The following is a 23216-nucleotide window of genomic DNA, read 5'->3' as shown; positions in this document are numbered from 1 at the left end:
CGTTTTACACCACCGAAGTGGTCCAACGGACCGCTTGATCCTAGGGGATGCTGTGAGTGAGCTCACCGACCTTGTTGCCAGGCTGGAGCGGCAAGTGGGTGAGGCGGAGGAGGCACACCAGATCGCCGGCCGCCTCTCGGATGTCTGCGAGGAACTGCTCGACGAGATCCGGCGAATTTCTTTCTCCGTCTCTGAGCTCAGGTTCGAGCTGGACGGATACATCGCGGACTGCGACTACTCAGCTGTGCAACGCGCAACGTACGAGATTCGCGGAGCTACTGACGGCGACAGCCTGCTACCCATACTTCGCCAGGTTCTCTTGCTCCAAGCGCTCCGAGACGGCGCAGTGCTCCCGGATCTGGCAGCGATTGAGTCGTTGCCGGAGTTGCCCGCCGAAGAGGTGGCGCACCCTACCCTCCCCCTGGAAGAGCTGCTGCGTGACTCTGAGAGGGAACTTGAGGAACGAGAGGCGTCTGCACGGCAAATCTGGTGCGACGAAGGTGACGAGGCCGATCTTGAAGATGCCCTCCATGAAGCGCGAACGGATGCCATCCGTGACCGGGCGACCCGCGCAGGGCGGCATCTCATGGAGCTGTGCGAGTACATCATCGATGAACTCTGTCCTGAGCTCGTGACCAGCGCCGAGAACGGGAATATCGAGGAAGCGCTCGAGACGCTCGCGGCCGTAGACATCGCCGGCAAGGAGGCGGTACCGGCGTACGAGGTCTATGAGGCGGCGCTCTCGGAGCAGTACACCAACAGTCCTTCCTCGCTGGGCACCGTGGGCGAACACCTCATGTTGTTTGAAAGCTGGCTCGGCACCCAGTAGGACCTACTTGGGATCAGTGCAACAGGTACAACGAGGGCCCTGCCGTCCGAAAGGAACTGGCAGGGCCCTCACGGCCGTACGAGCGTCAGATGCACCGCTCCGACGAGGCCAGCCCGACGAATTCCGCCCAGGCCTCACGCGAGACTGTGAGCATGGGACCGGCCTCAGCCTTCGAGTCCCGGACGTGCACCACTGCCGTGACAGCCGCAACCTCTACGCATTCGCCACCCTCGGTTCCGCTGTAGCTGCTCTTGAACCAGGCGAGGCCGGATGCGGCGGTTGAGGACTCAGCGTTGTTCATAGCGATCCCAGCAACCTTTCGATGAACTCCGTTGACTCTCGCGGACTGAGAGCCTGTGATCGGATAATCCCATAGAGTGCGGCCGCCAGTACCCCTTGCTCCGGGTCGGTCTGCAGAGAGCCGATACCCCGTGCCTCGGCGTACACGAACTTTTTGCCGTCCTTGCGCGTGACGACGGTGAACGGCCCGTTCACGCCCGCGTTGTCCTCACGGTCGAGCGGCATGACTTGGATTTCGACATTGCGCTTCTGGCCGACCAGCAAGAGGTGCTCCAACTGCCCGCGCTGCACCGTCTTACCTCCGTACGGACGTCGCAAGAGCGACTCGTCGAGCACGAAGCTCAGGAACGGCGCTGGCCGACGATCGAAGATGTCCTGCCGGACCAATCGTGCCGCCACACGCTGCTCGATGGTTTCCTCGTCCAGAGGGGGGCGCCTCATGGCAAGCAGCGCCCTCATGTACTCCTCGGTCTGAAGCAGGCCGTTGAGCACAGGCATGCTGTACGAGACCAGCTCAATGGCCTCCTTCTCCAACCCCGCCATCCCCTGAAAGAACACCGGATACTGCGCCCGCTCCACCTGCTCCTTCCACAGGCACAGCAACCCACCGGCGCCCAACACCTCGTCCGCCTGCTCGATCGCCCTGGGCGACGGAATCCTCCGCCCCTGCTCGAATGACGCGATCGTGGAGGACGAGTACCCGAGCCGCCTCCCGAACTCCTCCCGCTCCAGCCCCTCCCGCACCCGCAGCGTCTTCATGGTCTGCCCGAACGCGACGACGACCCCTCGCCCCGCCTCGTCCTCCGGCCGCCGCCCGGCTCCGTCGTCGTTGTCCCAGCCGTCCCCGAGACTCACGACCGCTCCCGCGCTGCCCTCCCCGCGTTCCCCGGGAACCGCCCCGGCTCCTGCCACCGCGCCCTTGCGCTCCGCCATGTCCACCACCGCCTCTTTCGCTCAACGCCCCGCAAGGGACGCCGTCACGGCGCGCAGCTCGTACTCGTGCGGACAGCGCGCGTACAGCCGCCCCCTGTCGCTGTGTCACCACTGGTCACGCTACGCGACCGACGGGACCGTGAGGGGCATGACGACGAAACCCATCAACCCCATCGACACCACTCAACCCGCCACCCTCTGCGCCCCCTTGGAGACGGCCCCGCCACGGGACCACACCTTCGGGATGCGCTTCACCTCTACGCCCGGCGGAGCCCGTCTCGCTCGCCGTCTCGCCGCCGTCCGTCTGGACGCGTGGGGCATCCCGTACGGCACCGACGCCCACGACGCGATCGTGCTGATCGTCGCCGAGCTCACCGCCAACGCCGTACGGCACGGTCACGTTCCCGGCCGGGACTTCCACCTCCGCCTCCACGCCGCACCCGACGGCCGCACCGTGCGCGTCGAAGTCACCGACACCCGCGCCGAACGTCATCCCCACCGCCCCACCGTCCCGGAGGGCGCCGACTGCACCGAGGAGGCCGGCCGCGGGCTGCTCCTCGTATCGCAGCTCGCGACCCGCTGGGACTGGCACCCGCGTCCGGATGGTCCGGGCAAAACCGTCTGGGCGGAGTGCGCGTTCCCGGTACGGCCTCAACGGTGAAATCCTCCGATCGCTCGGCGCCGGCTGGGCGGGTACGTACCCGTACCCGTATCCTTGGAGGTTGAACGAGGAGGCCCGTATGTCCGATGCCAACGTCCGCATCCCCGCCGAAGCCCGCGACCGGCTCGCCCGGATAGCTTCCTCGGAAGGTATGTCCCTACGGGGTTACCTGTCCCACCTCGCTGAGACCCTGCTGACGCCCGAGGAACGCATGGCCCGCGCCGAGCAAGCGCGCGCCGCCCTGCGGGAGTGGAACGGCTACGACCCGAGTGTGAGCGAACAGGCTGCTTTGGACGCCGAGTTGGACCGGCGCCTCGGCGAGGCGGGAGCAAGGTGACCGAGGCTCTGCACATCGTCCTGGACGAGACGGCGATGGTGGCGGCGGGGCAGGGAAATGTGCTCGCCTCACGCTTGATCCATCGCGCGAATTCCGAGGCGGACTGGTTCCTCTACGCCCCCGCATGCGCTCTGGTCGAGGCGGACCGGGTGCGGCCCGGTACGGCGGAACACCTCGCCGCGCTCCCAGGCGTCACGTTGCTCGACCTGGATCTGCCCGCCGCACTTGCTGTGGCCCGCGAAACGTCCTGGGCTCCCGCCCACACGCGTTATGCCGCCGAGCCGACCGCGGAACGGCCGAACGGTGCCGTGGTCGCCACTACAGCTCCTGACGCGTGGAAGGGGCGGTCCGTACGTGTCATCGACTTGAACTCTTGAGCTGAGGGTGGCGTCAACGCCGCCTTCCCGCTTGTGCTCGCGCTGCACCCCTTACGAAGGGCCGATAACAGGGGTTATCGGCCCTTCGGTGATGAAGAAGCATCGCTGACTCCTACGGTTCCTCCGTCGACAGGCCCCCAGCGGCCCCGCCGCCCCGGAGCCTGTCGCTGCTCGCCCCTTCCACGTCAGTACGGGAATCACGGGAGACAGCACATGGACGACGCGACGGACCAGACCCCCGGCAACGCGCTGCCGCTACCCGAACTCGTCGAGGCGCGGCTGGCCGACGCCCCGAAACTCACCAGCGCGGTGAAGACCCTCATCAGTGAGGCGCTCGGCGACTCCGAAAACGCCGGAGGGTCCCACACGGCCTCCACCGACCCCGTCTACCTGGGGAACATCACGGTCACCGGCTTCCGCGGCGTAGGTTCGAAGGCACTGCTCAAGCTGCGGCCCAAGCCCGGAGTCACCCTCGTCGTCGGACGCAACGGCTCCGGCAAGTCGAGCATCGCCGAGGCCGTCGAGACCCTGTTCACCGGAACCAACGCCCACTGCTCCGGCCAGCACCCGAACCACGCCGTCCGCTGGCGCAACCTGCACCAGGGCGAACGGACCGTCGTCGAGGCCAAGTTGGCCGTCGAGGGCGATCCTTCCCCGAGCACCGTCACCCGCACCTGGACCGGCGACGCCTTCACCGACTCGCAGGCCGTGCTCAGGCGGCCGGGCCACGGGACCGTGCCGCTGGAGCAGGCCGGCTGGGAGCAGGCGACCCGCACCTACCGCCCGTTCCTGTCGTACGTCGACCTGGGCAACCTGATCAACGGCAAGCCGTCCGAGATGTACGACAACATCGCCGCGATTCTCGGACTCGACCCCCTCAATGCCGCCACGCGACGGCTGACGGCCGCGAAGAAGGAACTCGACGCCGTCGTGAACGCCGAGAAGGAGAAGAAGCCGCTCCTCCACGCGGCCCTGGAGAACGTCGGACACGACGACCGGGCGCTCAAGGCCCTCCTGGCGATGGAGGAGAAGGGCGGACCCGACCACGCCGTGCTCGACGCCCTGATCGCAGGCGTGCCCACGGCCGACGAGGGCCGGCTGCGGGAGGCGCGGCTGGAGGCCACCGCCGAGGGCCCCGACCTCGACCGGGTCGGCGACGCCGTCGACGGACTGCGGCACGCCGTCGCCGACGTCGACGACCTGAAGGGGACCGCGGCCGCCGATGCCCACAGCAGGGCCGAGCTGCTCCAGGCGGCCCTCCGGCACAGCGACCACCACGCCGACGACCCGGCCTGCCCGGTCTGCGGCACGGAACAGGCCCTGGACCGGGAGTGGGCCGTGCGCGCCGAGGCGCAGGTCGCCGCCCTCCTGCAGGAGGCCGAGGAGGTGCGCCGGGCCGAAGCCGACCTGCGGGCCGCGACGCGCACCCTGCAGGACCTGGTCCACGTGCCGCAGGAGTTCCCGGCCGCACTCGCCGACCCGTGGCGGATCTGGGGCGACTGCCGACGGATCACCGATCCCGCCGAGCTCGCCGAGCGCGCGTTCAAGGCGGCGGTGACGCTGACGGACGCGTGCGAGGTCGTGTCCCGGAAGGCGCGTGAGGAACTGGCGGCCAAGGACGAACGCTGGCGTGCGGTCGTCGACCTGCTGGCCGAATGGACGCGACTCTCCCGGGAGGCCGCCGCCGCCAAGCCCCGCAGGACGGAGGTCAACGCCGCCCTCACCTGGATCAAGAAGCTCACGACCGAGATCCGCGACCTCCGCGTCAACGCCTTCGCCGACCACACCCAGCGGATCTGGGAGAAGCTCCGCCAGCAGAGCAGCGTCGACCTGAAGCACGTCGGCCTGCACGGCGGCGAGAGGGCGAACGTACGCAAGCTGATCATGGATGTCACCGTCGACGACACCGAGGCTCCCGCCCTGAGCGTCATGAGCCAGGGCGAACTGCACTCGCTCGCCCTCTCCCTGTTCCTGCCCCGTGCCGCCACGGCCGACAGCCCCTTCGGCTTCGTCGTCATCGACGACCCGGTGCAGTCCATGGACCCGGCGAAGGTCGACGGCCTGGCCCAGGTGCTCGACGAACTCGGCCGCGACCGGCAGGTCGTCGTCTTCACCCACGACACCCGGCTCCCGCACGCCTTCCGCAGCCAGGGCCTGCCGGTGACCGTGCTGAAGGTCGAGCGCGGCGAGAAGTCCAAGGTGAACGTCACCTCCGAGACCGACCCGGTCAAGGAGGCCATCGACAACGCCATGGCCCTCGCCCACACCGAGAACTGCCCTGAGGCGGCACTGCGCCACGTCCTGCCGTCACTGTGCCGTGAGGCCCTGACAACGGCGATCGTCGAAGCGGCCTGGCTCCGCCGGAACCGCACCGGGCAGCCCGCCGACAGCCTGCAGGCCGCCATCGACGGGACCGAACGACTCATCCCGCTCGCGTCCTTCGCTCTCTTCGACGACGGCCTCGTCCACCCCGACGAGGAAGTCAAGGACCGTCTCCGCGCCCTGTACGGCGGCGAGAGCACGACCCTGATCCGCCAGTGCCAGCAGGGCGCCCACCCCGGCGGATTCCTTCCGCACGACCGGATTGCCTTCGTCAGGAAGATCGAGGACCTCGCTGGCAGGATCCGCAAGCCGGAGGTGAACGCATGATGCCCACTACCCGCACGAGCGCCGACACCATCGCCGCCCTCCTCACGACCGCCGACGACCTCCTCACCGAAGTCGCGGGCGACGGCGGCCCGCTGACCCCGGCGGGCCGCGACCGCGGCGCGGCCTACGCCCTCCGGATCGCCCTGGAGACGGCCGTCGACGCGGCCCTCACCACCGAGGAAGCCGGGCTCGGCGGAATCAGCACCCGCGCGAAGCTGCTCTGCCTGCGCCACTACGCCGGCCCCGGCCCGGCCCGCCGCGCCAACGCCCTCTGGAGCCGGCTCAGCGCGGGCTGCAAGTACCACCACGACGAGATCGGCCCGAGTCACGCCCAGGTGCGCGCCTGGCAGACAGCCGTCGATGCGCTTGTCGCGGAACTCGCCGCGCCCCGAGAGGTCCTGGAGTTCCCGCGGCAGAGGGGCACGGAGCACCCGCTGCTCGAAAAGCCACCGATGTCTCGCGAGGGCGCGCTTATCACGGGACCGGCAGCGGCCGGACCGGATCTGCCGACGCCCGACGCGACGTGATAGTTCTGTGAAGGGGATCGGGCGCGATGCGTCCGACGCGGTCCAGGGACCGTGAGGGAGGGGAATCATGGGCGCGCCCGCATACGAGGAAGTCATCGCCGTCGAGCAGAAGAAGGTGGACTTCGCCTACGACTGCTATGAAGCCCGGCTGGCCCAGATGGGCGGAGATTCCGTGGCCAAGGCATCGGCCAGCGGAAAGGACGGCATCGCCAACCGGCTGAAGGCCGAGGAACAGGCCGAGGCCTACGGCGGCCTGGGCGGCGAGAGCCTGGTCGTCGGCCGCGTCGATGCCAGCGACCCGGCCGAGGGGATCGAGACCTGGTACGTCGGGCGGCGAGGCGTCTGGGACGACGAGCGCAACCAGGTGGTCGTGGAGTGGACCAACCGGCTCGCGCAGAAGTGGTTCGACGCGTCGCCGGAGGCGCCAGGGGAGGTGGTGTTGCGGCGGCGTCTGGTTTGCTCGCAGCGTGTTGTCCAGGACTACGTCGACGACATAGCCCCGACCACCCCCGCCACGGCCGAGCCCTCCCCGGAGAGCCAGAAGACCGTGCCGCGCACCGCACCGGAGCCGGTGGAAGAGGACGACGCGGTCGCTCAACGACCGTTCGCCCAGGACGAGAAGGCCGGACAGGACACGGTCGGCCGCCCGGTTCCCACCCCCGGCGACCTCGCCCGCGTCCAGCGGCGAAAGCCCCAGCAGCCCGACGACTTCCTCCTGCGTGACCTGCGGCGCTCGCGCAGCGGCCGCATGCGGGACATCGTCGAGACGATTCGGCGTGACCAGATGGCGCTCGTCACCGGGGCGCCCTCCGAGATCCTGGTCATCCAGGGCGGTCCGGGAACCGGAAAGTCCGCGGTCGGTCTGCACCGGGTGACATGGCTGGTGAACAACGACCACTTCAGGGCGCGGGACATCCTGGTCATCGGCCCGCACCAGAGATTCCTCCACTACGTCGGCCAAGTCCTGCCCACCCTCGGCACCCGGGACGTCAACGCCGTACAGCTGTCCCGCCTGTGGGACGGTGAGGTCCGGGGTGTCGACAGCGTCCGCACGCGGCTGGTGAAGTCCGACGAGCGCATGGCCGCCGTCCTGCGGTGTCGCGTCGAGAGCGAGTACCGCCCTCAGGCTCTCGACGACCTCACCACACAGCCCTCCTACGAGGGGGACGAGCCCGCGTTCGTCGTCACCGCCGCCGGCACGACCCTGCGAGTGGCCCGCTCGGAGATCCTCGCCGTCCTGGAGGAGGTACGGCAGGGCGGCGGCTCCTACCGCGAGCGCCGCGACCGGTTCCGCGGCCTGGTCGTCGACCTGCTGCTGCGGGAACTCGTCGCCGTCGCTCCGCGCCGCAGCCGCGACCGCGCCATTCGCCGCGACCTGGAGCGCAACCGGAGCGTGGAGCGCCTCGTCGAACGCGTCTGGCCCTCCCCGAGCCCGGCGGAAGCCCTGCGCACCCTCTACGACTCGCCTCATCTGCTACAAGCCTGTGCCGAGGGCATCTTCGACGACATTGACCAGCACGTCCTCCACCGCCCCCGCGCGCCCAAGGCGGACGAGGAACCGTGGACGCTGGACGACCGGGTCTGCCTCGAGGAGCTCCGGTATCTCATCACTGGTGAGACTCCGCGTCACTACGGGCACATCATCATCGACGAAGCCCAGGACCTGACGCCCATGCAGGCCCGCTCGCTGCGCCGCCGCCTCGCGGCCAGCGGTTCCATGACCGTTCTCGGTGACCTCGCCCAGGCCACCGGACCTCACACCTACACCGACTGGGACCGCCTTGGCACGCTCCTCTCCGACCACGGAGACTGCCGGCTGGCCGAGCTGAACACGAGCTACCGCGTGCCAGGCCGAGATCATGAAATTCGCCGCGCCGCTGGCTCACGTGATCGCGCCTACGCTCCCTTACCCCCAAGCTGTGCGCGAAGCAGGGGACGGCGCAGTCCGCCTGGTCGAAACCGACCCGGACACGCTCCTGGACGAGGCGCTCACCCAGGTCCGCCGCCTGATCGGCACCACCGACGGCCAAAGCCTGCGGTCCGTCGCGGTCATCGTCCCCGACGACTTCGCGTGGGCCGACAAGATCGACCACCGGTTGGCCGAGACCGGCGGCATCACCACCGAGGAGCACCAGGCAGTCTCCGTGCTCCCCGCGTCGCAGGCCAAGGGCATGGAGTTCGACCACGTCCTCGTCGTCGAGCCGTCCGCCATCGTCGACCAGGAACCGGCCGGCCTGCGCCTGCTCTACATCTCCCTGACCCGTAGCACCCAGAGTCTGACGATCATGCACTCCACCCCTCTTCCACCGGCGCTGACAGGCGCTGATGACAGCCGGTCTCCCGAGACCGAGCCCCGCCAGGACACGGAAGGGGGCGCCATGCCTCGGATCGGCACCGACCTCCGAGTACGGGTGATCTCCGTCAGCGGCGGCATGTACCGGGCCGAACCCACCGAGGCCACCACGGACCGCCCGCTCTACGTGGCCGTACGGAGCGGTGCCGTACCGCCCGCTGTCGGAACCGAGCTCGACGTGTGGGTGCTGCGCCACTCCTCGAACGCCACGTTCGTCACAGCGGACGAGTTCGGCCGCCTGCCCATCTCTCCCACCATGCTGGAGCGGTACCTGGATGCCCTCGGCATCATTGAGGACCTGACGGGCGGAGACGTCCCGGACAACGCCCGCTCCCGGATCTCGGAACTCAAGGGCATGGCCACGCGCTGCCTCAAACTGGACCAGCATGACTGGCTGGACGTATGGCGGGTCCTGGGTTCCCCCGACAAGTCAAGCCTGAGTCGGCTTCAGAACCTCGCTGTGAGTACCAACCACGCCTTGAAGTCCGGCACCTTCGACCCTGACGTCTTCCGGACCGAACTGGCGCAGAGTGGCTGGTCCGATGCCCTTTCCACAGCGCGGGAGGCCTTGACCCGGCGACTCACCGCCCCAGTCGAGGGAAAGCACCGGACCGAGGACACGAGCCCTTTGCCCCAGCCGCAAAGTGTCACCGACACTCCTGAATCCCACGAGCAGTACGAACAGCCTCAGCAGAACGCGTCGAAGGAGTCCGGCACCATGGCCGCCACCCCGTACACAGCCGAGCCGACCGCGGACCTGCTGCAGCACCTGGAAGCGGCTGTCGCCGGGGACCGGGCCTGCAAGACGCACGAAGCCGTGCGCTTCGAACTGATGGCCGCCCTCCTGCGCGCGGACCTGCAGCCCGAGAACCTCACAGTCACCGACGTCAGTTGCGGAACCGAAACGGGCCTCGCCCTCTACGAGGTCCTTGGCGCCGGCCAGACGTCCCACGCCGACCTCCGCGCAGGCGCAGCGCGGCTCCTGGAGGCTGAACACGCCCTACCGACCAAGGCAGACCGCCTTTACCTCGTCCTCTCCGAGCCGCCGGCCGAACCGTGGTCCGCCGACTCCATCCGTGACGTTTTCACGATCGACGTCATCTGGCGCACCCCCGGCGGCTGGGAGGGCAACGAAGCCAAGACGGCCCTGGGAGCGGGCTGAGGGGCAACCGAGCTGCCGGGGCTCCGGGTTTGGAGAGACCGGCGGATTCGCCCCTCACCGGCTCGCACGGGTCGCCCTTGCATCCGGGCCGTACGCGTCGATTTGACCTGCACCTGTCAACGATGCTGTGCGACCGCCGATCCGGGGTCTGCCCCAGTCGCTCGGCCGGCTGGACGACGGGCTGAGCATCGCCCGCAACGTCACCCGGTTCGCCCCGACCGCCACCAACCACCGGATCCGGGCCCGGCCGGCGCACTTCCGGGAAGCCGGGCAGGCCGGCTCGCCAAAACCCTTCCGGGCGGGGAGAGGTTCCAGGCGACGCTGCTACCGGCGGACCCGCTGCCGCAGGTGCTGATGCCGGACAAGCCGACCAACAGCCTGGACATGGCCGGCGTCGCACAGCTCGCCTCGGCACGGCGGTCCTACGAGGAGGCGCTGATCGTGGCCACGCAGGACGTGCCGTTTCTCGCGGGAGAGCGGGATCACCCGGTGGCTGCGCCTGGGCGCCGAACTGACCGGGGTGGGCCGATGCGACGGCCCGAGCAGAACGGCCTGTCGTGGGGAACGCGGCCCTGATGCTTCCGGTCCGGCACCCCGCCGCGGAACGCCTTGCGCCCGGGTCCGTCGGGAGGATCCCGACGGACCGTCGCCGGTCACCGGCCGTGCCACCACCTGGCCAGGGGATTCGACGCCCAGCGCCGGGTCCGGCCCCGGAAACCGGGCTCCCTCCCCGTGGAGTCCGCGCCCTCGTGTGCCGAGGACGCGGGAGCCGGGGCAGGATCGGTGGCTTGTCGGGCGCCACCGATCCCCCCGTCGCGGGGGGCCGGGGCGGCCGGGACGGGCATGGCGGCGGACGCGGGAGTGGCCCGGGCCACGGGTGGGAAGGTCACCGGCAGGGCGACGAGGCCCCGGCTGAAGGGGCCGGGCCGCCAGGTCAGCTGATCTGCGGGGATGGCGAGGGAGAGGTCCGGGAGCCGGTCGAGGACGCACTCGATGGCCACGGAGGCGATCATGTGGGCGGGCTCCCGGGCGGGGCAGCGGTGCGGTCCCGCTCCCCAGGCCAGGTGTGCCCGGTTGCCGGCACGCCGGCTGTCGGCCAGGGCGGGATCGTTGTTGGCGGCGGCGAAGCTGATCACCACGGGCTCCCCCGCCCGCAGCGGGATTCCCTCCAAGGTGGTGTCCACATACGGGTAGTGCACCGCGTAGTTGGCCATCGGCGGGTCGGTCCACAGCACCTCGCCCAGGGCGTCCTCGATCAGGAGCCTGCCGTCGCCGACACTGCCGGCGAACCGCTCGTCGGAGAGCAGCAGCCGCAGCGTGTTGGCGATCAGGTTCTGTTCCTGCTCGTATCCGGAGCCCATGATGACGATGAGCTGGTGAATCAGCTCCTCGTCGTTGAGCTGCACCGGGTGCTGGACGAGCCAGGAGATCACGTCCTCGCCGGGCTGTGCGCGCTTGAGAGCGATCATGTCGGCTATGCAGCGAATCAGTTCGTTGTCCGCCTTCTCGGGTTCCACTCCGTCGAAGAGGTCGGTCGTGGCGGCGACCACCCGGTCGCTGTACTCGGGCGGGCAGCCGAACAGGGCGGTGAGGAGATACGCCGACAGGGGTTTGGCGTAGTCGTTCAGGAGATCGGCCCCGCCCTTCGTCGCGAAGCCGTCGATGAGCAGACCGGCGGTGCTTTCGACGTGCTCGTGCAGGGCGAGGACGTCGACACGCCGGAGGGCGTCGGACACGGCAGCGCGCAGGCGGGCGTGTTCGGCACCTTCGGTGCGCTGGCAGTTCGGACGCGGTGCCATCGCCTGGAGTGCGAGACTGTCGGCCGGGACGCGCCCCTCGTTCAGAGCCCGCCAGCGACGCGAGTCCTTCCCGTACTTGTCCGTGGCACGCAGGACCTGGAGGGCGGCGCGGTAGCCGGTGACGAGCATGACGTCGACACCGGGGACGATCTCGGCAGGGGCCACGGGGCCCTGTCGGCGTAGCCGCTCGTAGACGTGCGCGGGGTCGGCCGTGAAGTCCGGCCCGTACAAGGGGAGGCCCCCGCCGCCGTGCGCCGGGCAGCCGGGGGGCGGTACGGCTGTGGAATCCGGGTGGGAGGTCACGCAAGCTCCTGGGCAGTACGGGTCTGCAGATACTGGACGAGGGCGAGCAGCGCCGCGGAGGCGGATGCGCGGTCCCGGGCGTCGCAGAGAACGAGAGGGGTCTCGGGGAGGAGGTCGAGCGACTCGCGGATCTCCTCACCGGCGAAGTGCGGCGAGTCGTCGAAGTGGTTGACAGCGACGGCGTAGGGCAGTCCGCGTTCCTCGAGGAGGTCCATGACGGGGAAGGACGCATCGAGGCGGCGGGTGTCGGCAAGGACCAACGCCCCCAGGGCCCCGTGGGTCATGTCCTTCCACAGCGGCAGGAACCGCTCCTGACCGGGGGCGCCGAACAGGTAGAGCACGAGGCTGTCACTGACGGTCAGCCGGCCGAAGTCCATGGCGACGGTGGTGGTGGTCTTGCCCCGGGTGCCCGTCAGGTCGTCGATGTGGGCGCCGGCCTGGGACATGGTCTCTTCGGTGCGCAGCGGCCGGATCTCCGAAAGAGTGCCGACCATGGTGGTCTTGCCGACGCCGAAGTGGCCCGTGACCACGATCTTCACGGCTTTGGTGACGGTATCTCTCAGATAGCGGACGTCAGAGGAGGGAACGGAGTCCATTGAGGAGTTCTTCCAGGATCTGTGCGTCGTGGCGCTGGGCCGGGGGTACGGGGACGCGGGTGGTGACGTGCCCGGTGTCGACGAGGTCGGCGATCAGGACCTTCGTGACACTGACCGCCAGGCCCAGGTATCCGGCGATCTCGACGACCGACAGCGGGCCCCCGAGACACAGCTCCATGAGGCGCTGCTTCTCGGGGGTGAGGCCGCCGGTCGGCAGGTCGCCCGCGGCGACCACGAGGGTGACCGGGTCGAGGGTGTTGCGGGTGGGCCTGGCGCGGCCCTCCGTCACCACGTAGGGCCGCACCAGGCCTCGCTCCCGTTTGGGCGGACTCATGTGGAGTAGTCCGGGTCGCTCCGCGGCGGACTGGTCATCTCCTTGCCCAGACGGTCCACCAGTTTGTGCATCCGGTAGGTCACCGCCTCCATGTCCACGGTGCTGTCCGCCGAGACGGCCAGGTAGGTGCTGGCCCCCGCCGCCACGACGAAGACGTAACCGGCGTCGAACTCGACGAGCGTCTGGCGCCAGGGGGTGTCCGAGGAGCCGCAGAACTCGGCAGTGCTACGGCTGATGGACTGCAGACCGGACAGGCCTGCGGCCTGCCGCTCGGCCTCGTCGCGGTCGATGTTCTGGGAGTGGGCGCGCAGCAACCCGTCGGCCGACAGGAGGATCGCGTGGAGCGCTCCCGGTACCTCCAGGGCGTCCTCGAGCATCCAGTTCAGATTCCCGTTCACTCCTACTTCCCTTCTTCGTCCGAGGCGTTGTCCGAGCGCGCGGAGCGGGCTCCGCGCTGCCAGGCGCCCATGGTGGAGGCCGTCTCCTCGGGGGACGGCTTTCCGGTGCGGGACCGCGGTCGGGGGCGGCAGCCGAGACGGGCTCGGCCGGACCGGCCTGCGGCTGGCGCCGGCGGCGTTTGGGAAGCCCGTTGGCCGTGGCGGAGGGGGCTCGGAAGCCTGTGCCCGGCGCGGGCGCATGCGGAGCCCCGGTCCGTGCGGTCACGTCCGGGTGCGGCATCGCCGCCGGTCCGGCGGGCCTGGACGGTGCTGGGGGGAGGTCGTCGACGATGCGGGTGAGGAGCGCGTCGGGCAGGAACACCACGGCGCGGACCCCGCCGTAGGGGGACTGTGTGTCGACCGAGACGCGGAAGCCGTACCGTGCGGCGAGCACCCCGGCGACGGGCAGGCCGAACTGCGGCGGTTCGCCGAGCCGGGTGACGTCGACCGGGTGCCTGCCGGACAGGACGGCCGAGGCTCGCTCGATCTCCTCACTGTGCATGCCGACACCGGCGTCGTCGATCACCACGGAGGTGCCGTTGTGCGCCGGCTGGACCCGCACCTCCACGGAGGTGTTGGGCTCGGAGTGGCGCGCCGCGTTGTCCAGCAGCTCGGCAATGGTGAGAACGACCGGCTCGACGGCCTGGCTGACCACGGCGATGCCGACATGGCCGTGGACGACGATACGGCGGTAGTCGCGGATCCGGGAGGTGGCACCGCGCACGACGTCGCTGAGTGTGGAGGCGTCGCGCTGTCGGCCGGGCCACGCCCCGCACAGAACGGCGATGGCCTGGGCACGTCTGCCGAACTGGGAGTTGGTGTGGTCGATGTGCAGGAGGTCCTGGAGCACTTCGGGGTCGTCGTGCCGGTTCTGCATCTCCGTGATGGCCAGTTGCTGCTCGTTGGCCAGTCCCTGGACGGCGCGCATCGCGCCCTTCAGGGCGCTGCGGGCGGATCGGTCGGCGTGTTCCCTGGCCTTCTCCCGGACGCTGGTGAACCGTTCGAGGATCCCTTCCAGGTCCCGGCCGAACTGCGTCGCGGCGAGCTTCTCGTCCAAGGGCTCCGGGGGCGCGGTCGGCTCGGGGCGCTGCGGGCCCGTCAGTGCGGGCAGCCGTACGGTGGCGAAGTGGCGGATCTCCGCATCGCGGACCCGCACGGCGTCCTCCAGCGCGGAGGCTCGTCTCCGGGCGTTGGCCGTGACGTTCCGTTGACGTACCAGCAGTACCAGCACGCCGATGAGTCCGGCGGAAAGCACCCAGAAGGCCGCCTCCGGAATGTGTCGGATCATGAATTCCTCGTGAAATGTGCGAGCTCCGGTCCGACAGTTTCCCGCGAGCCGTGGGCAATGCAGCCGGTCGGAGTCCGCAGCGCCCAGGGCGGAACGTTTCTGCTCGTGGAGCGAAACCAGCGAACGACTTTCCCCGTCACATCGGCTGTCATGGATGACCGGCTGGGAGCTCAGGGAAGGTGTGTGCCATGTCCGTCCTCAAGGAGTGGATCTTGGGTGCAGCATACAAGCAGCCTCGCTCTATGAAAACGCCTTGCAAAAAAACCGCCCCCGGGCCCTGGTTTTTCCTTTCGGCCCGCCCGTCGTTGCCTGTTGGATGGCTGTTTTGACCCGGATCACGGTGATCGACGGCGAGAGGATCCGCCGCTTCGACGTCGTCCTGCAAGTCAACGGCCTGTCCCTCACCCTCGTCGAGCCGCAGCGTGCCGGCGACGAGGACGTGACGCCGCAGATGGGCACAGGCCCAAGTGGCCCCGCACGTACAGGAATTACCGAACGCCTTCCGCTACATCGTCGTTCTGCTCTCCCACGGCATCACCGCGAAGTACGGCACGCCGTTCACCCCGTATGGGCACTTCCCCCGTGATACCGCAAGAGTCCGGTTCAGAAGCGTCTGCGTCGTGATCGACGAGGGTCACGTCGGATGCAGACGCGCGGGCCGCGTCGGCGAAGTACTGCTCGTCGGCACCGTGGGCGAGTCCGAGAAGGGCGCCCTGGCTGAGGTCGACGAACAGCGCCCTGAGCCCGATGGCCAGGCGTTGTGCCTGATGCGACGTCACGATGCTGCCATAGTGCGATCGTCCGGTGAACAACGCGCACCGTCTCCGCGCGGAAACGGGACGGAGCGAGCCTGCCCGACACGAACAGACCGGTGGGCACGGTCCCCGCGTCCGCCAGCCGCAGCGCGACCTCGTAGCCCAGCGACGGCCCATGCTGTGGTCGAACAGCGCGACGGGGCGGTCGGCCCACGGAAGCACGGCCTTCGTCGGATCGGCGGCGCGGTGCGTCTGCGCCCGGACCTCGAGCTCGGCCTTCCACAATGTGTGCCGGAACGCCGAAGTCACCGGCTTACGGACAAGGTTCAGGCGGGCCAGCTCGGCTCGCAGGCCCTGCAGGGCGCGCAGAGCTCTGCGCTGACGTGCCGGATACGGTCAGGAAGTAGAAGGTCCAGGGTTTCGCCGCAGTCGTGTGACAACGGAGTCGGCGTTCGGGCTTCGGGGAAGCCCGGGCTTCACCGCGGGTGTTGCAGCAGCGCGAACCGCGCCCCCTCCGGGTCCGTCACCGTCGCGACCCTGCCGTGGGCGCTGTCCTGGGCCTGTGTGAGGATCTGGCCGCCCAGGCGTAGGACGTGGTCCACCGCGTCGTCGAGGTCGGCCACGGTGAAGTACGTCGTCCAGTGCGGGCCCCGGTCCCGGGGCAGGCCGTTGCCCACGCCGTGGACGGCGGCCACGGGGCGGCCCTCCAGGTTCAGGGTCACGTAGTCGATGCCGGAGGAAAGCTCCGGCTCCTCGGTGTAGCCGAACACCGACGCGTAGAACTTGGCCATGCGTTCCGACTCGAAGGTCGTCAGCTCGTTCCAGGCGGGCGCGCCGGGTACCCCGGTGACGGCCGTGCCGAGGTGCGCGGACGCCTGCCGGATGCCGAAGACGGCCCCCGAGGGGTCGGAGCCGATCGCCAGCCGCCCGGCGTCGGGGGCGTCCAGCGGGCCGACCCCGATCGTGCCGCCGCACGACCGCACAGCCTCGGCCGTGCGGTCCACGTCCGCGGAGGCGAAGTAGGGCGTCCAGGCGAGGGGCAGGTGACGGTCCGGCGGCAGCAGACCGATGCCGGCCACCTCGCGACCGTCGAGCAAGGCGCTTACGTACGGGCCGAGTTGCTGCGGTCCGGGCTGGAACTCCCAGCCGAACAGCGCTTCGTAGAACATCCGGGCCGTGTCCGGTCCATGCACCATGAGGCTCACCCAGCAGGGTGTGCCGGGCGCGTGCTGAACGGGCGCTTCACCGTCTCGGCGGGTGGCCCCCCGTGCGTCGGTCATCGTCACTCTCTTCTCGGCCGCCCTTGCGGTGGCCGTGCTCTTCTCGACCCGGGCGAGGGTCGTGTCGCGTCCGTTCCGCGGATCATCGCCGTGCCGCCAGGGGCATCAGCCACGGTGCCGCGCGCTCCGGGCCCCCCGTACGGCGGTTCCCGTCTTTGGAGGATGCCCGATGTGCGGGCCTCCCCCCTTTGCGGCGAGCCTGCCGGATGACGCCGAGCGGCAGTACAGCATGTGTCCGATCCCATACGCCTCGTGATCGGGTCCGTCAGGCCGAGCAGATTAGCCGGACATGGACGACTCGGCCACCCCGTGCGCGAGGATGGGGACCATGAACGCCATCATCTCCGCATCCGAACTCGCCGGTGAACTGGCGGGCGATGACCCGCCGGTGCTGCTCGACGTCCGCTGGCAGCTCAGCACGCCCGCGGCGGCCGGTGAGCCGCCGTTCGACGGCCGGGCCGCATACCTGGGCGGACACCTTCCCGGTGCCGTTTTCGTCGACCTGGACAGGGAGTTGGCCAGCCGCCGGCCGGGCGGGGACGCCATCCGCTGCCCGATCCCGAGGAGTTCGGCGCCGCCATGCGCCGTGCGGGCGTGTCGGTGGGCAGGCCGGTGGTCGTGTACGACGGCGGATTGGGCTGGGGGGCCGCCCGCGCGTGGTGGCTGCTGCGCTGGACGGGTCACCCGGACGTGCGGGTCCTCGACGGCGGGTTGCCGTCCTGGGAGGGCCCGCTCGAGACCTCGGTGCCACAGCCGGACGAGGGCGACTTCGCGCCGGTACCGGCGGCGGCCGGGCTGCTCGACGCCGACGGCGCGGCGGCGCTGGCCCGCTCCGGGCTGCTGCTGGACGCGCGGGCGGGGGAGCGCTACCGGGGCGAGGTGGAGCCGATCGACCGGGTCGGCGGGCACATCCCGGGCGCGGTCTCGGCGCCCACCACCGAGAACGTCGGCCCGGACGGCCGATTCCTGCCCGCCGAGGAACTGAGCACGCGGTTCCGGGCGTTGGGCGCGTCCGCGGACACGCGGGTCGGCGTGTACTGCGGTTCCGGTGTCTCGGGGGCGCACGAGGTACTGGCGCTGGCGGTGGCGGGCATCCCGGCGGCGCTGTACGTCGGATCCTGGTCGGAATGGTCGTCGGACCCGGAGCGGCCGGTGGCGGTGGGGCCGAACCCCCAGTAGGTGCGCGGCGGAAGCGGAAAGGGGGTGCTCGCCCGGGCGAGCACCCCCCTTTCCGCGCTGACCGGCACCGGATCACCTCAGTGCCGGGGCCCGGTCATTCCTGCTTCTTGCGCCGGGTTCCGAACACGATCTCGTCCCAACTCGGTACCGCGGCGCGGCGGCCCGGACGGACGCCGTCCGCCTCCGCCTGACGGTCGGTGGAGCCGACGAGACGGTCGCGGTGACTGCTGACGGCACGGGGCATGAGGACGTCCGCGTAGGCGGAACCGGCCGAGGCCGCGGAGCCGGCGGCTCCTCCGCCTCGGATTCACTGTCGAGCTCCTCGGGAACGGGCTCGGGAGCCCGCTCGGGAACCACCAGGTCGCCCCGGAAGCTCGGCACCGCCTCCAGCAGGCTGGTGAGCGAGTCGCGCTCACCGCCGGCCGGGACCACCGACTCCTCGTCGGACTCGGGCCCATGACCGGGCGGCAGGCTCTGCCGCTCGCGCGGCAGCCGGGCGATGCGCGGCACGAACGGGAAGCTGGGCTCGGGCGCCGCGGCGAGGTCGTCGGACTCGCCGATCAGCGAGCGCGCCTCGTCGTCGACGGCCTGGACGAGCCGCCGGGGCGGGTCGTACGTCCAGCTCGCCGAGTGCGGCTCGCCCGCGACCCGGTAGACCAGCAGCACCTCCCAGGTGCCGTCGTCGCGGCGCCAGGAGTCCCACTGCACGGTGTCCTTCTCGGCGCCGCGCAGCAGCAACCGCTCCTGCACGGCCTCGCCGAGCGGCGGGCCGGAGTTCTCGCCGGGGCGGCGGACCGGGGTCTTGCGGGCGCGTTCCGCCATGAAGGCGCGCTCGGCGAGCACGGGGCCCTCGAAGCGGCGGACACGGTCCACGGGGATGCCGGCCATCTGGGCGACCTCTTCCGCGGTCGCACCGGCACGTATACGCGCCTGGATGTCGCGGGGGCGGAGATGGCTCTCCACCTCGATCTCGATCTGGCCGAGGCGGGGACGGTCGCCGCGCACCGCGGCGCGCAGACGTTCGTCGATCGGAAGCGTGTACTCCGTGCTGTCCGCAGCCTTCAGCACCAGCCGTGTGCCGTCATTCGAGACGGCCACGACACGCAGTTCGGGCATGGGGACCTCCCGGGTGGTGCCTGCCGACGTCACGTGCGTCGCTGCTTCCGCTAGTCGAGTGTGGCCTGCCCGGGTGCAGCCTGCCACAACCTTGCCGAGTTGCCCGGCGTGTTGGGCGCGGGCCCTGGATCGCCGTTATGACACGGTTACCTATTCGCAACGCTGAGTGACCAACCGCGTCACCCTGTGCAACTAGCCCCCTCCCGGCGGTCCCTGGGGATCCGAGCACCCTGGTGGGCGTCCGGACCCAGGGCTCGCAACAGTACTCCATTCGGGCCAAGTGCGTGGATCGGCGCGCCGCTCGACTTCCCGCAAGGGGTGCCGTTCGGCCGCCGCGGCCCGCACCCGCCGATCCCGGGCGTGGGGAACTTCACGGAACCGCCGGAAGCGGAACTATTCGTTTCGGTTGGACGTCGACTTGTCGTGTAGTTGATCGATCATGTGCGGGAATGCGCGGGAAGGTAGATAAGGTCCAGGAATGCGTGAAAGGTCGGTTGTCGCAGGTGGGCACGGTGACACGGAGGAGGAGAAGCGCGCGCGGATCGATCTGAGCATGGCGCAGGTCGCCGGCAGTGCGGTGGCCGCGGTGCTGGGCGCCCAGCTCGCCTCGTCCTTCGGCGTCTACGGGACGATCATCGGCGCCGGAGTCATGAGCATCGTCGCCACCTGCGGCGGAACGATCTTCCAGCACTTCTTCAAGCGCACCGGTGAGCAGTTCCGCGTGGCCACCGTGGTGTCCGGCCTGGCCACCGCACCGGCCGGGGGACGGGCCGCGCCCGCGCCCGGCGAGTTCACCGAGGGCACCGTGTACCGGGGCCGGGCCAGGGGAGTGCGGTGGGGCGGGAAGCGGATGCTGGTCGCGACCGCGCTGGTGTTCGGGATCACGATGGCCGGAATCACCACCTACGAACTCGTTTCGGGCCAGAGCCTCAGCGGCGCACCCAGCACCACCGTCGGCAACGCCGTCACCGGTCAGCACACGTCCGGCTCCGGGGGTTCCGGCGGTTCGGGCGACCAGGACTCCGGTGAACCCGACGACTCCGGGACGTCGAACGACCCCGGCACCTCGGACGGTTCCGAGCACTCCGGTGGGGACGGGCCGGCGCCCGCGCCCTCCGCGACGCCTCAGGACGGGGGTGCCGCCACCGGCTCCGGAGGCGACACGCCGGACGACGGCGACACGCCGGCGGGCACCCCGGACGGCACCGGGAGCCAGGACACCGGCGCCCCCGCGAACCCGGAACCGGACGTGTCCGCTACGACCCCAGGACCCTCCGCAGATAGTCGTTCCGGAACAGACGTTCCGGATCAAGGCGGTCCCGCAGTGCCGTGAACTCGGCGAAGCGCGGATACACCCGGGAGAAGTAATCGGCGTCCCGCGTGTTGATCTTCCCCCAGTGGGGCCGCCCCTCGTGGGCGGTGAAGATGCGCTCCGCCGCCGTGAAGTACCCCTGGTAGGGGGTGCCCCGGAACATGTGGATCGCGAGGTACGCGGTGTCGCGGCCGGAGGCCGTGGACAGGGTGACGTCGTCGGCCGGGGCCGTACGCACCTCGACGGGGAAACTGACCCGGAGGGGTGAACGGTCGACCATGGCCTTCAGCTCGCGCAGCGTGTCCACCAGGGCCTCGCGCGGCACCGCGTACTCCATCTCCACGAAGCGCACCCGGCGGGGCGAGGTGAACACCTTGTGCGGGATGTCGGTGTAGGTCCGCGCGGACAGGGCCCTGCTGGAGATCCGCGCGAGGGCGGGGACGGTCGCGGGCACCGCGCGGCCGACCCAGTTGACCGCCTGGAAGACGCCGTTGGAGAGGAACTCGTCCTCGAGCCAGCCCTTGACGGGATGCACCGGCCGTTGCGGGCCCGCGCTGCGGTTGTTCCGCTTGGTGTTGGTGCTGCCGGTGTGGGGGAACCAGTAGAACTCGAAATGCTCGTTCTCGGCGTGGAGTTCGTCGAACTCGGCGAGGACGCGGTCGAGGGGCATCGGCTCCTCACGGGCCGTCAGCAGGAAGATCGGCTCGACGGCGAAGGTGATCGCGGTGACGATGCCGAGGGCGCCGAGGCCGATGCGGGCGGCCGCGAAGACCTCCGGATTCTCCTTCTCGGAGCAGACGAGCACCGAGCCGCCGGCGGTGACCAGTTCCAGGCCCCGGATCTGCGCGGCGAGGGAGGCGGAGTCACGGCCGGTGCCGTGGGTGCCGGTACTGGTGGCCCCGGCGACGGTCTGCTCCATGATGTCGCCCATGTTGGTGAGCGACAGCCCCTCCCGGGCGAGAGCCGTGTTGAGCCGCTTGAGCGGGGTGCCGGCCTCGACCGTGACGGTGCCCGCCGCCCGGTCGATGTGGCGTATCCCCGTCAGCAGATGAGGGCGGATCTGCACGCCGTCGGTGGCGGCTATGGAGGTGAAGGAGTGCCCGGTGCCGACCGCCTTCACCGGGAGGCCGTCCTCGGCGGCCCGGCGTACGGCCGACGCCAGCTCGTCGACGGAGGCCGGCGTGACCTCCCGCGCGGGGCGGGCGCGGACGGTGCCTCCCCAGTTACGCCATATTCCGTTCTTCGCGCTCGCCGTGCTGCCCAACGGAGCCTCCCCGACCCGGAGCCGGCCGCTTCGAGCCGGCGGTACCCGAGGAAACCGACCACGACCGCGACGGCTCCGGACACCGCCGGAACCCCGTACCCGGCACGCGCCCCGGCCGCGTCGATCACCCAGCCGGACGCGGCGGAGCCGAGGGCGACACCGACCGCGAGCCCGGTGCTCACCCAGGTCATGCCCTCGGTGAGCTGCGCGCGTGGTACGTGCTCTTCGATGAGGGACATCGTCGTGATCATCGTGGGAGCGATGGACAGACCCGCAACGAACAGCGCCACGGCCAGCAACGGCAGGTTTCCGACCAGTAGGAGGGGGATCATACTCACGGCCATGGCGCATACGCCCAGCAGCCAGCGGCGTTCGGGCGCTCCGGCGAAGCGCATCAGCCCGAACACCACCCCCGCCGTGCAGGAGCCCAGCGCGTACACGGCGAGCACCACACTGGCGGCGGCCTTGTGCCCGCGCTCCTCCGCGAAGGCCACGGTGACCACGTCCACGCCGCCGAAGATCGCCCCGGTCGCCGCGAACGTGGCCACCAGGACCCGCAGCCCCGTGGAGCGCAGCGCCGTGCCGCCCCCCACGGGCCCGCGGCCTCCGCCCGTGCGTCCGCCGCCCTTGCCGGTGAGCTCGCGGCCGCTCCCCGGGCGTTCGCGCGGATGCGGGGTCGGTTCGGTGGCACGCTGTGCCGTCAGCCAGAAGACGCCGACCGCCAGGAAGCAGGCCGCGAGCAGCGGACCGGCCTCCGGGAACCACGCGGTGGAGAGCCCGATGGAGATGATCGGCCCGAAGATGAAGCAGAGCTCGTCCATCACGGACTCGAAGGAGTACGCGGTGTGCAGCTGCGGGGTGCCCCGATACAGGTCGGCCCAGCGGGCCCGGACCATCGCGCCGACGCTCGGCACACAGCCGATGCCGACGCAGGCGACGAAGAGCACCCAGTCCGGCCAGCCGTAGTGCGCGGCGAACAGCAGCAGCGCCGCCGCGGTGAGTGAGAACAGCGTCGCCGGGCGCAGTATCCGCCGCTGCCCGTACTGGTCCACCAGACGGGAGACCTGGGGGCCCGCCACCGCGGCGGCCATGGCGAGGGTGGCCGCCAGGGCGCCGGCCAAGCCGTACCGTCCCGTCAGCTGGGAGATCATCGTGACCACGCCGATGCCCATCATGGACAGCGGCATCCGGCCGAGGAACCCCGCGGCCGAGAAGCTTTTGCTGCCGGGGGCGGCGAACAGGGCGATGTAAGGGCTGGGCACGAGGTCTCCGAGGATCTCAGCTGGGGGCGACCGCGAGAGAGACCGGACTTCCAGTAATTCCAGTAAGGTGCGACCGCAGTCGATGCAGCTTACTGGTAAGGCGACCCTAATGTATCCCACGCGCCGCCCCATGGCCCGGTCGGCCCCCGCCGTTACCCGGCTG

Annotated in this window: 21 protein-coding genes and 3 pseudogenes; 12 read left to right on the top strand and 12 right to left on the bottom strand. The window is 70.2% G+C overall.

Annotation, left to right across the window (positions count from 1 at the left end):
* Positions 1 to 52 precede the first annotated feature (52 nt).
* Positions 53 to 829 (top strand): hypothetical protein, encoded by a 777-nt coding sequence (locus tag WJ438_RS11270; protein WP_406725113.1) that lies wholly within the window; start codon positions 53 to 55, stop codon positions 827 to 829.
* An 85-nt stretch (positions 830 to 914) separates the two neighbouring features.
* Here the strand turns inward: WJ438_RS11270 and WJ438_RS11265 are convergent, their stop codons facing one another.
* Entirely contained in the window at positions 915 to 1130 is a 216-nt protein-coding gene (locus WJ438_RS11265; RefSeq protein WP_406725112.1) for a DUF397 domain-containing protein, read from the bottom strand.
* Positions 1127 to 2062, bottom strand: coding sequence for a helix-turn-helix domain-containing protein (locus WJ438_RS11260; protein WP_406725111.1), 936 nt, complete (start codon positions 2060 to 2062; stop codon positions 1127 to 1129). The genes WJ438_RS11265 and WJ438_RS11260 overlap by 4 nt, the downstream gene beginning before the upstream one ends.
* A 148-nt stretch (positions 2063 to 2210) precedes the next feature.
* Here WJ438_RS11260 and WJ438_RS11255 point away from each other — a divergent pair, with 148 nt between their 5' ends.
* The 9 genes from WJ438_RS11255 to WJ438_RS11215 all read left to right on the top strand — a co-directional run bounded on the left by WJ438_RS11255 (position 2211) and on the right by WJ438_RS11215 (position 10704).
* Positions 2211 to 2723, top strand: a complete 513-nt coding sequence (locus WJ438_RS11255; RefSeq protein WP_406725110.1) for an ATP-binding protein — start codon at positions 2211 to 2213, stop codon at positions 2721 to 2723.
* Positions 2724 to 2802: 79 nt separating this feature from the next.
* Complete coding sequence (locus WJ438_RS11250; protein ID WP_406725109.1) at positions 2803 to 3060, top strand: hypothetical protein; 258 nt, start codon at positions 2803 to 2805, stop codon at positions 3058 to 3060.
* Entirely contained in the window at positions 3057 to 3437 is a 381-nt protein-coding gene (locus tag WJ438_RS11245; RefSeq protein ID WP_406725108.1) for a hypothetical protein, read from the top strand. Before WJ438_RS11250 ends, WJ438_RS11245 begins: the two co-directional genes overlap by 4 nt.
* A 213-nt stretch (positions 3438 to 3650) precedes the next feature.
* Positions 3651 to 6086: an AAA family ATPase gene (locus WJ438_RS11240; protein WP_406725107.1), complete on the top strand. Its 2436-nt coding sequence runs from the start codon at positions 3651 to 3653 to the stop codon at positions 6084 to 6086.
* A complete protein-coding gene (locus WJ438_RS11235) occupies positions 6083 to 6613 on the top strand; it encodes a hypothetical protein (RefSeq protein WP_406725106.1) in 531 nt (176 codons plus the stop codon). The genes WJ438_RS11240 and WJ438_RS11235 overlap by 4 nt, the downstream gene beginning before the upstream one ends.
* A gap of 67 nt (positions 6614 to 6680) precedes the next feature.
* On the top strand, positions 6681 to 8879 hold the full coding sequence (locus WJ438_RS11230; protein ID WP_406725105.1) for a hypothetical protein: 2199 nt from the start codon (positions 6681 to 6683) through the stop codon (positions 8877 to 8879).
* Positions 8785 to 10128, top strand: a complete 1344-nt coding sequence (locus WJ438_RS11225; RefSeq protein ID WP_406729653.1) for a hypothetical protein — start codon at positions 8785 to 8787, stop codon at positions 10126 to 10128. Before WJ438_RS11230 ends, WJ438_RS11225 begins: the two co-directional genes overlap by 95 nt.
* Before the next feature lie 127 nt (positions 10129 to 10255).
* Positions 10256 to 10483, top strand: a complete 228-nt coding sequence (locus WJ438_RS11220; protein ID WP_406725104.1) for a hypothetical protein — start codon at positions 10256 to 10258, stop codon at positions 10481 to 10483.
* Positions 10483 to 10704: a hypothetical protein gene (locus WJ438_RS11215; RefSeq protein ID WP_406725103.1), complete on the top strand. Its 222-nt coding sequence runs from the start codon at positions 10483 to 10485 to the stop codon at positions 10702 to 10704. Before WJ438_RS11220 ends, WJ438_RS11215 begins: the two co-directional genes overlap by 1 nt.
* A 77-nt stretch (positions 10705 to 10781) precedes the next feature.
* Here the strand turns inward: WJ438_RS11215 and WJ438_RS11210 are convergent, their stop codons facing one another.
* The 7 genes and pseudogenes from WJ438_RS11210 to WJ438_RS11180 all read right to left on the bottom strand — a co-directional run bounded on the left by WJ438_RS11210 (position 10782) and on the right by WJ438_RS11180 (position 16920).
* Positions 10782 to 12230 carry a cytochrome P450 gene (locus tag WJ438_RS11210; RefSeq protein ID WP_406725102.1) on the bottom strand — a complete coding sequence of 483 codons (1449 nt, stop codon included), beginning with the start codon at positions 12228 to 12230 and terminating at the stop codon, positions 10782 to 10784.
* Complete coding sequence (locus WJ438_RS11205; RefSeq protein WP_406725101.1) at positions 12227 to 12826, bottom strand: GTP-binding protein; 600 nt, start codon at positions 12824 to 12826, stop codon at positions 12227 to 12229. The genes WJ438_RS11210 and WJ438_RS11205 overlap by 4 nt, the downstream gene beginning before the upstream one ends.
* Positions 12804 to 13160: a DUF742 domain-containing protein gene (locus WJ438_RS11200; RefSeq protein ID WP_406725100.1), complete on the bottom strand. Its 357-nt coding sequence runs from the start codon at positions 13158 to 13160 to the stop codon at positions 12804 to 12806. The genes WJ438_RS11205 and WJ438_RS11200 overlap by 23 nt, the downstream gene beginning before the upstream one ends.
* The gene (locus tag WJ438_RS11195; protein WP_406725099.1) at positions 13157 to 13537 is read right to left on the bottom strand and encodes a roadblock/LC7 domain-containing protein; all 381 of its coding nucleotides are present in this window, start codon (positions 13535 to 13537) and stop codon (positions 13157 to 13159) included. The genes WJ438_RS11200 and WJ438_RS11195 overlap by 4 nt, the downstream gene beginning before the upstream one ends.
* A 427-nt stretch (positions 13538 to 13964) precedes the next feature.
* Positions 13965 to 14474: pseudogene (locus WJ438_RS11190) on the bottom strand (ATP-binding protein); the annotation flags it as partial.
* Positions 14475 to 15373: 899 nt separating this feature from the next.
* On the bottom strand, positions 15374 to 15697 hold the full coding sequence (locus WJ438_RS11185) for a hypothetical protein (protein ID WP_406725098.1): 324 nt from the start codon (positions 15695 to 15697) through the stop codon (positions 15374 to 15376).
* Positions 15698 to 16116: 419 nt separating this feature from the next.
* Positions 16117 to 16920, bottom strand: a complete 804-nt coding sequence (locus WJ438_RS11180) for a VOC family protein (RefSeq protein WP_406725097.1) — start codon at positions 16918 to 16920, stop codon at positions 16117 to 16119.
* A gap of 328 nt (positions 16921 to 17248) precedes the next feature.
* Here WJ438_RS11180 and WJ438_RS11175 point away from each other — a divergent pair.
* A pseudogene (locus WJ438_RS11175) lies at positions 17249 to 18099 on the top strand (sulfurtransferase).
* Positions 18100 to 18171: 72 nt separating this feature from the next.
* Here the strand turns inward: WJ438_RS11175 and sepH are convergent.
* The gene (sepH, locus tag WJ438_RS11170; RefSeq protein ID WP_406725096.1) at positions 18172 to 19215 is read right to left on the bottom strand and encodes a septation protein SepH; all 1044 of its coding nucleotides are present in this window, start codon (positions 19213 to 19215) and stop codon (positions 18172 to 18174) included.
* Positions 19216 to 19693: 478 nt separating this feature from the next.
* Between sepH and WJ438_RS11165 the strand changes: the two genes are divergently transcribed.
* Positions 19694 to 20548 carry a hypothetical protein gene (locus tag WJ438_RS11165; protein ID WP_406725095.1) on the top strand — a complete coding sequence of 285 codons (855 nt, stop codon included), beginning with the start codon at positions 19694 to 19696 and terminating at the stop codon, positions 20546 to 20548.
* Here WJ438_RS11165 and WJ438_RS11160 read toward each other — a convergent pair.
* The gene (locus WJ438_RS11160) at positions 20472 to 21791 is read right to left on the bottom strand and encodes a D-arabinono-1,4-lactone oxidase (protein ID WP_406725094.1); all 1320 of its coding nucleotides are present in this window, start codon (positions 21789 to 21791) and stop codon (positions 20472 to 20474) included. The two genes, WJ438_RS11165 and WJ438_RS11160, sit on opposite strands and share 77 nt — an antisense overlap.
* Positions 21751 to 23053, bottom strand: a pseudogene (locus WJ438_RS11155) (MFS transporter). The gene WJ438_RS11160 and the pseudogene WJ438_RS11155 overlap by 41 nt, the downstream one beginning before the upstream one ends.
* Positions 23054 to 23216 lie beyond the last annotated feature (163 nt).

It is taken from the genome of Streptomyces sp. GD-15H (genome assembly GCF_045291515.1).
Classification (GTDB): domain Bacteria; phylum Actinomycetota; class Actinomycetes; order Streptomycetales; family Streptomycetaceae; genus Streptomyces.
This window is presented reverse-complemented; position numbering and strand designations above follow the sequence as displayed.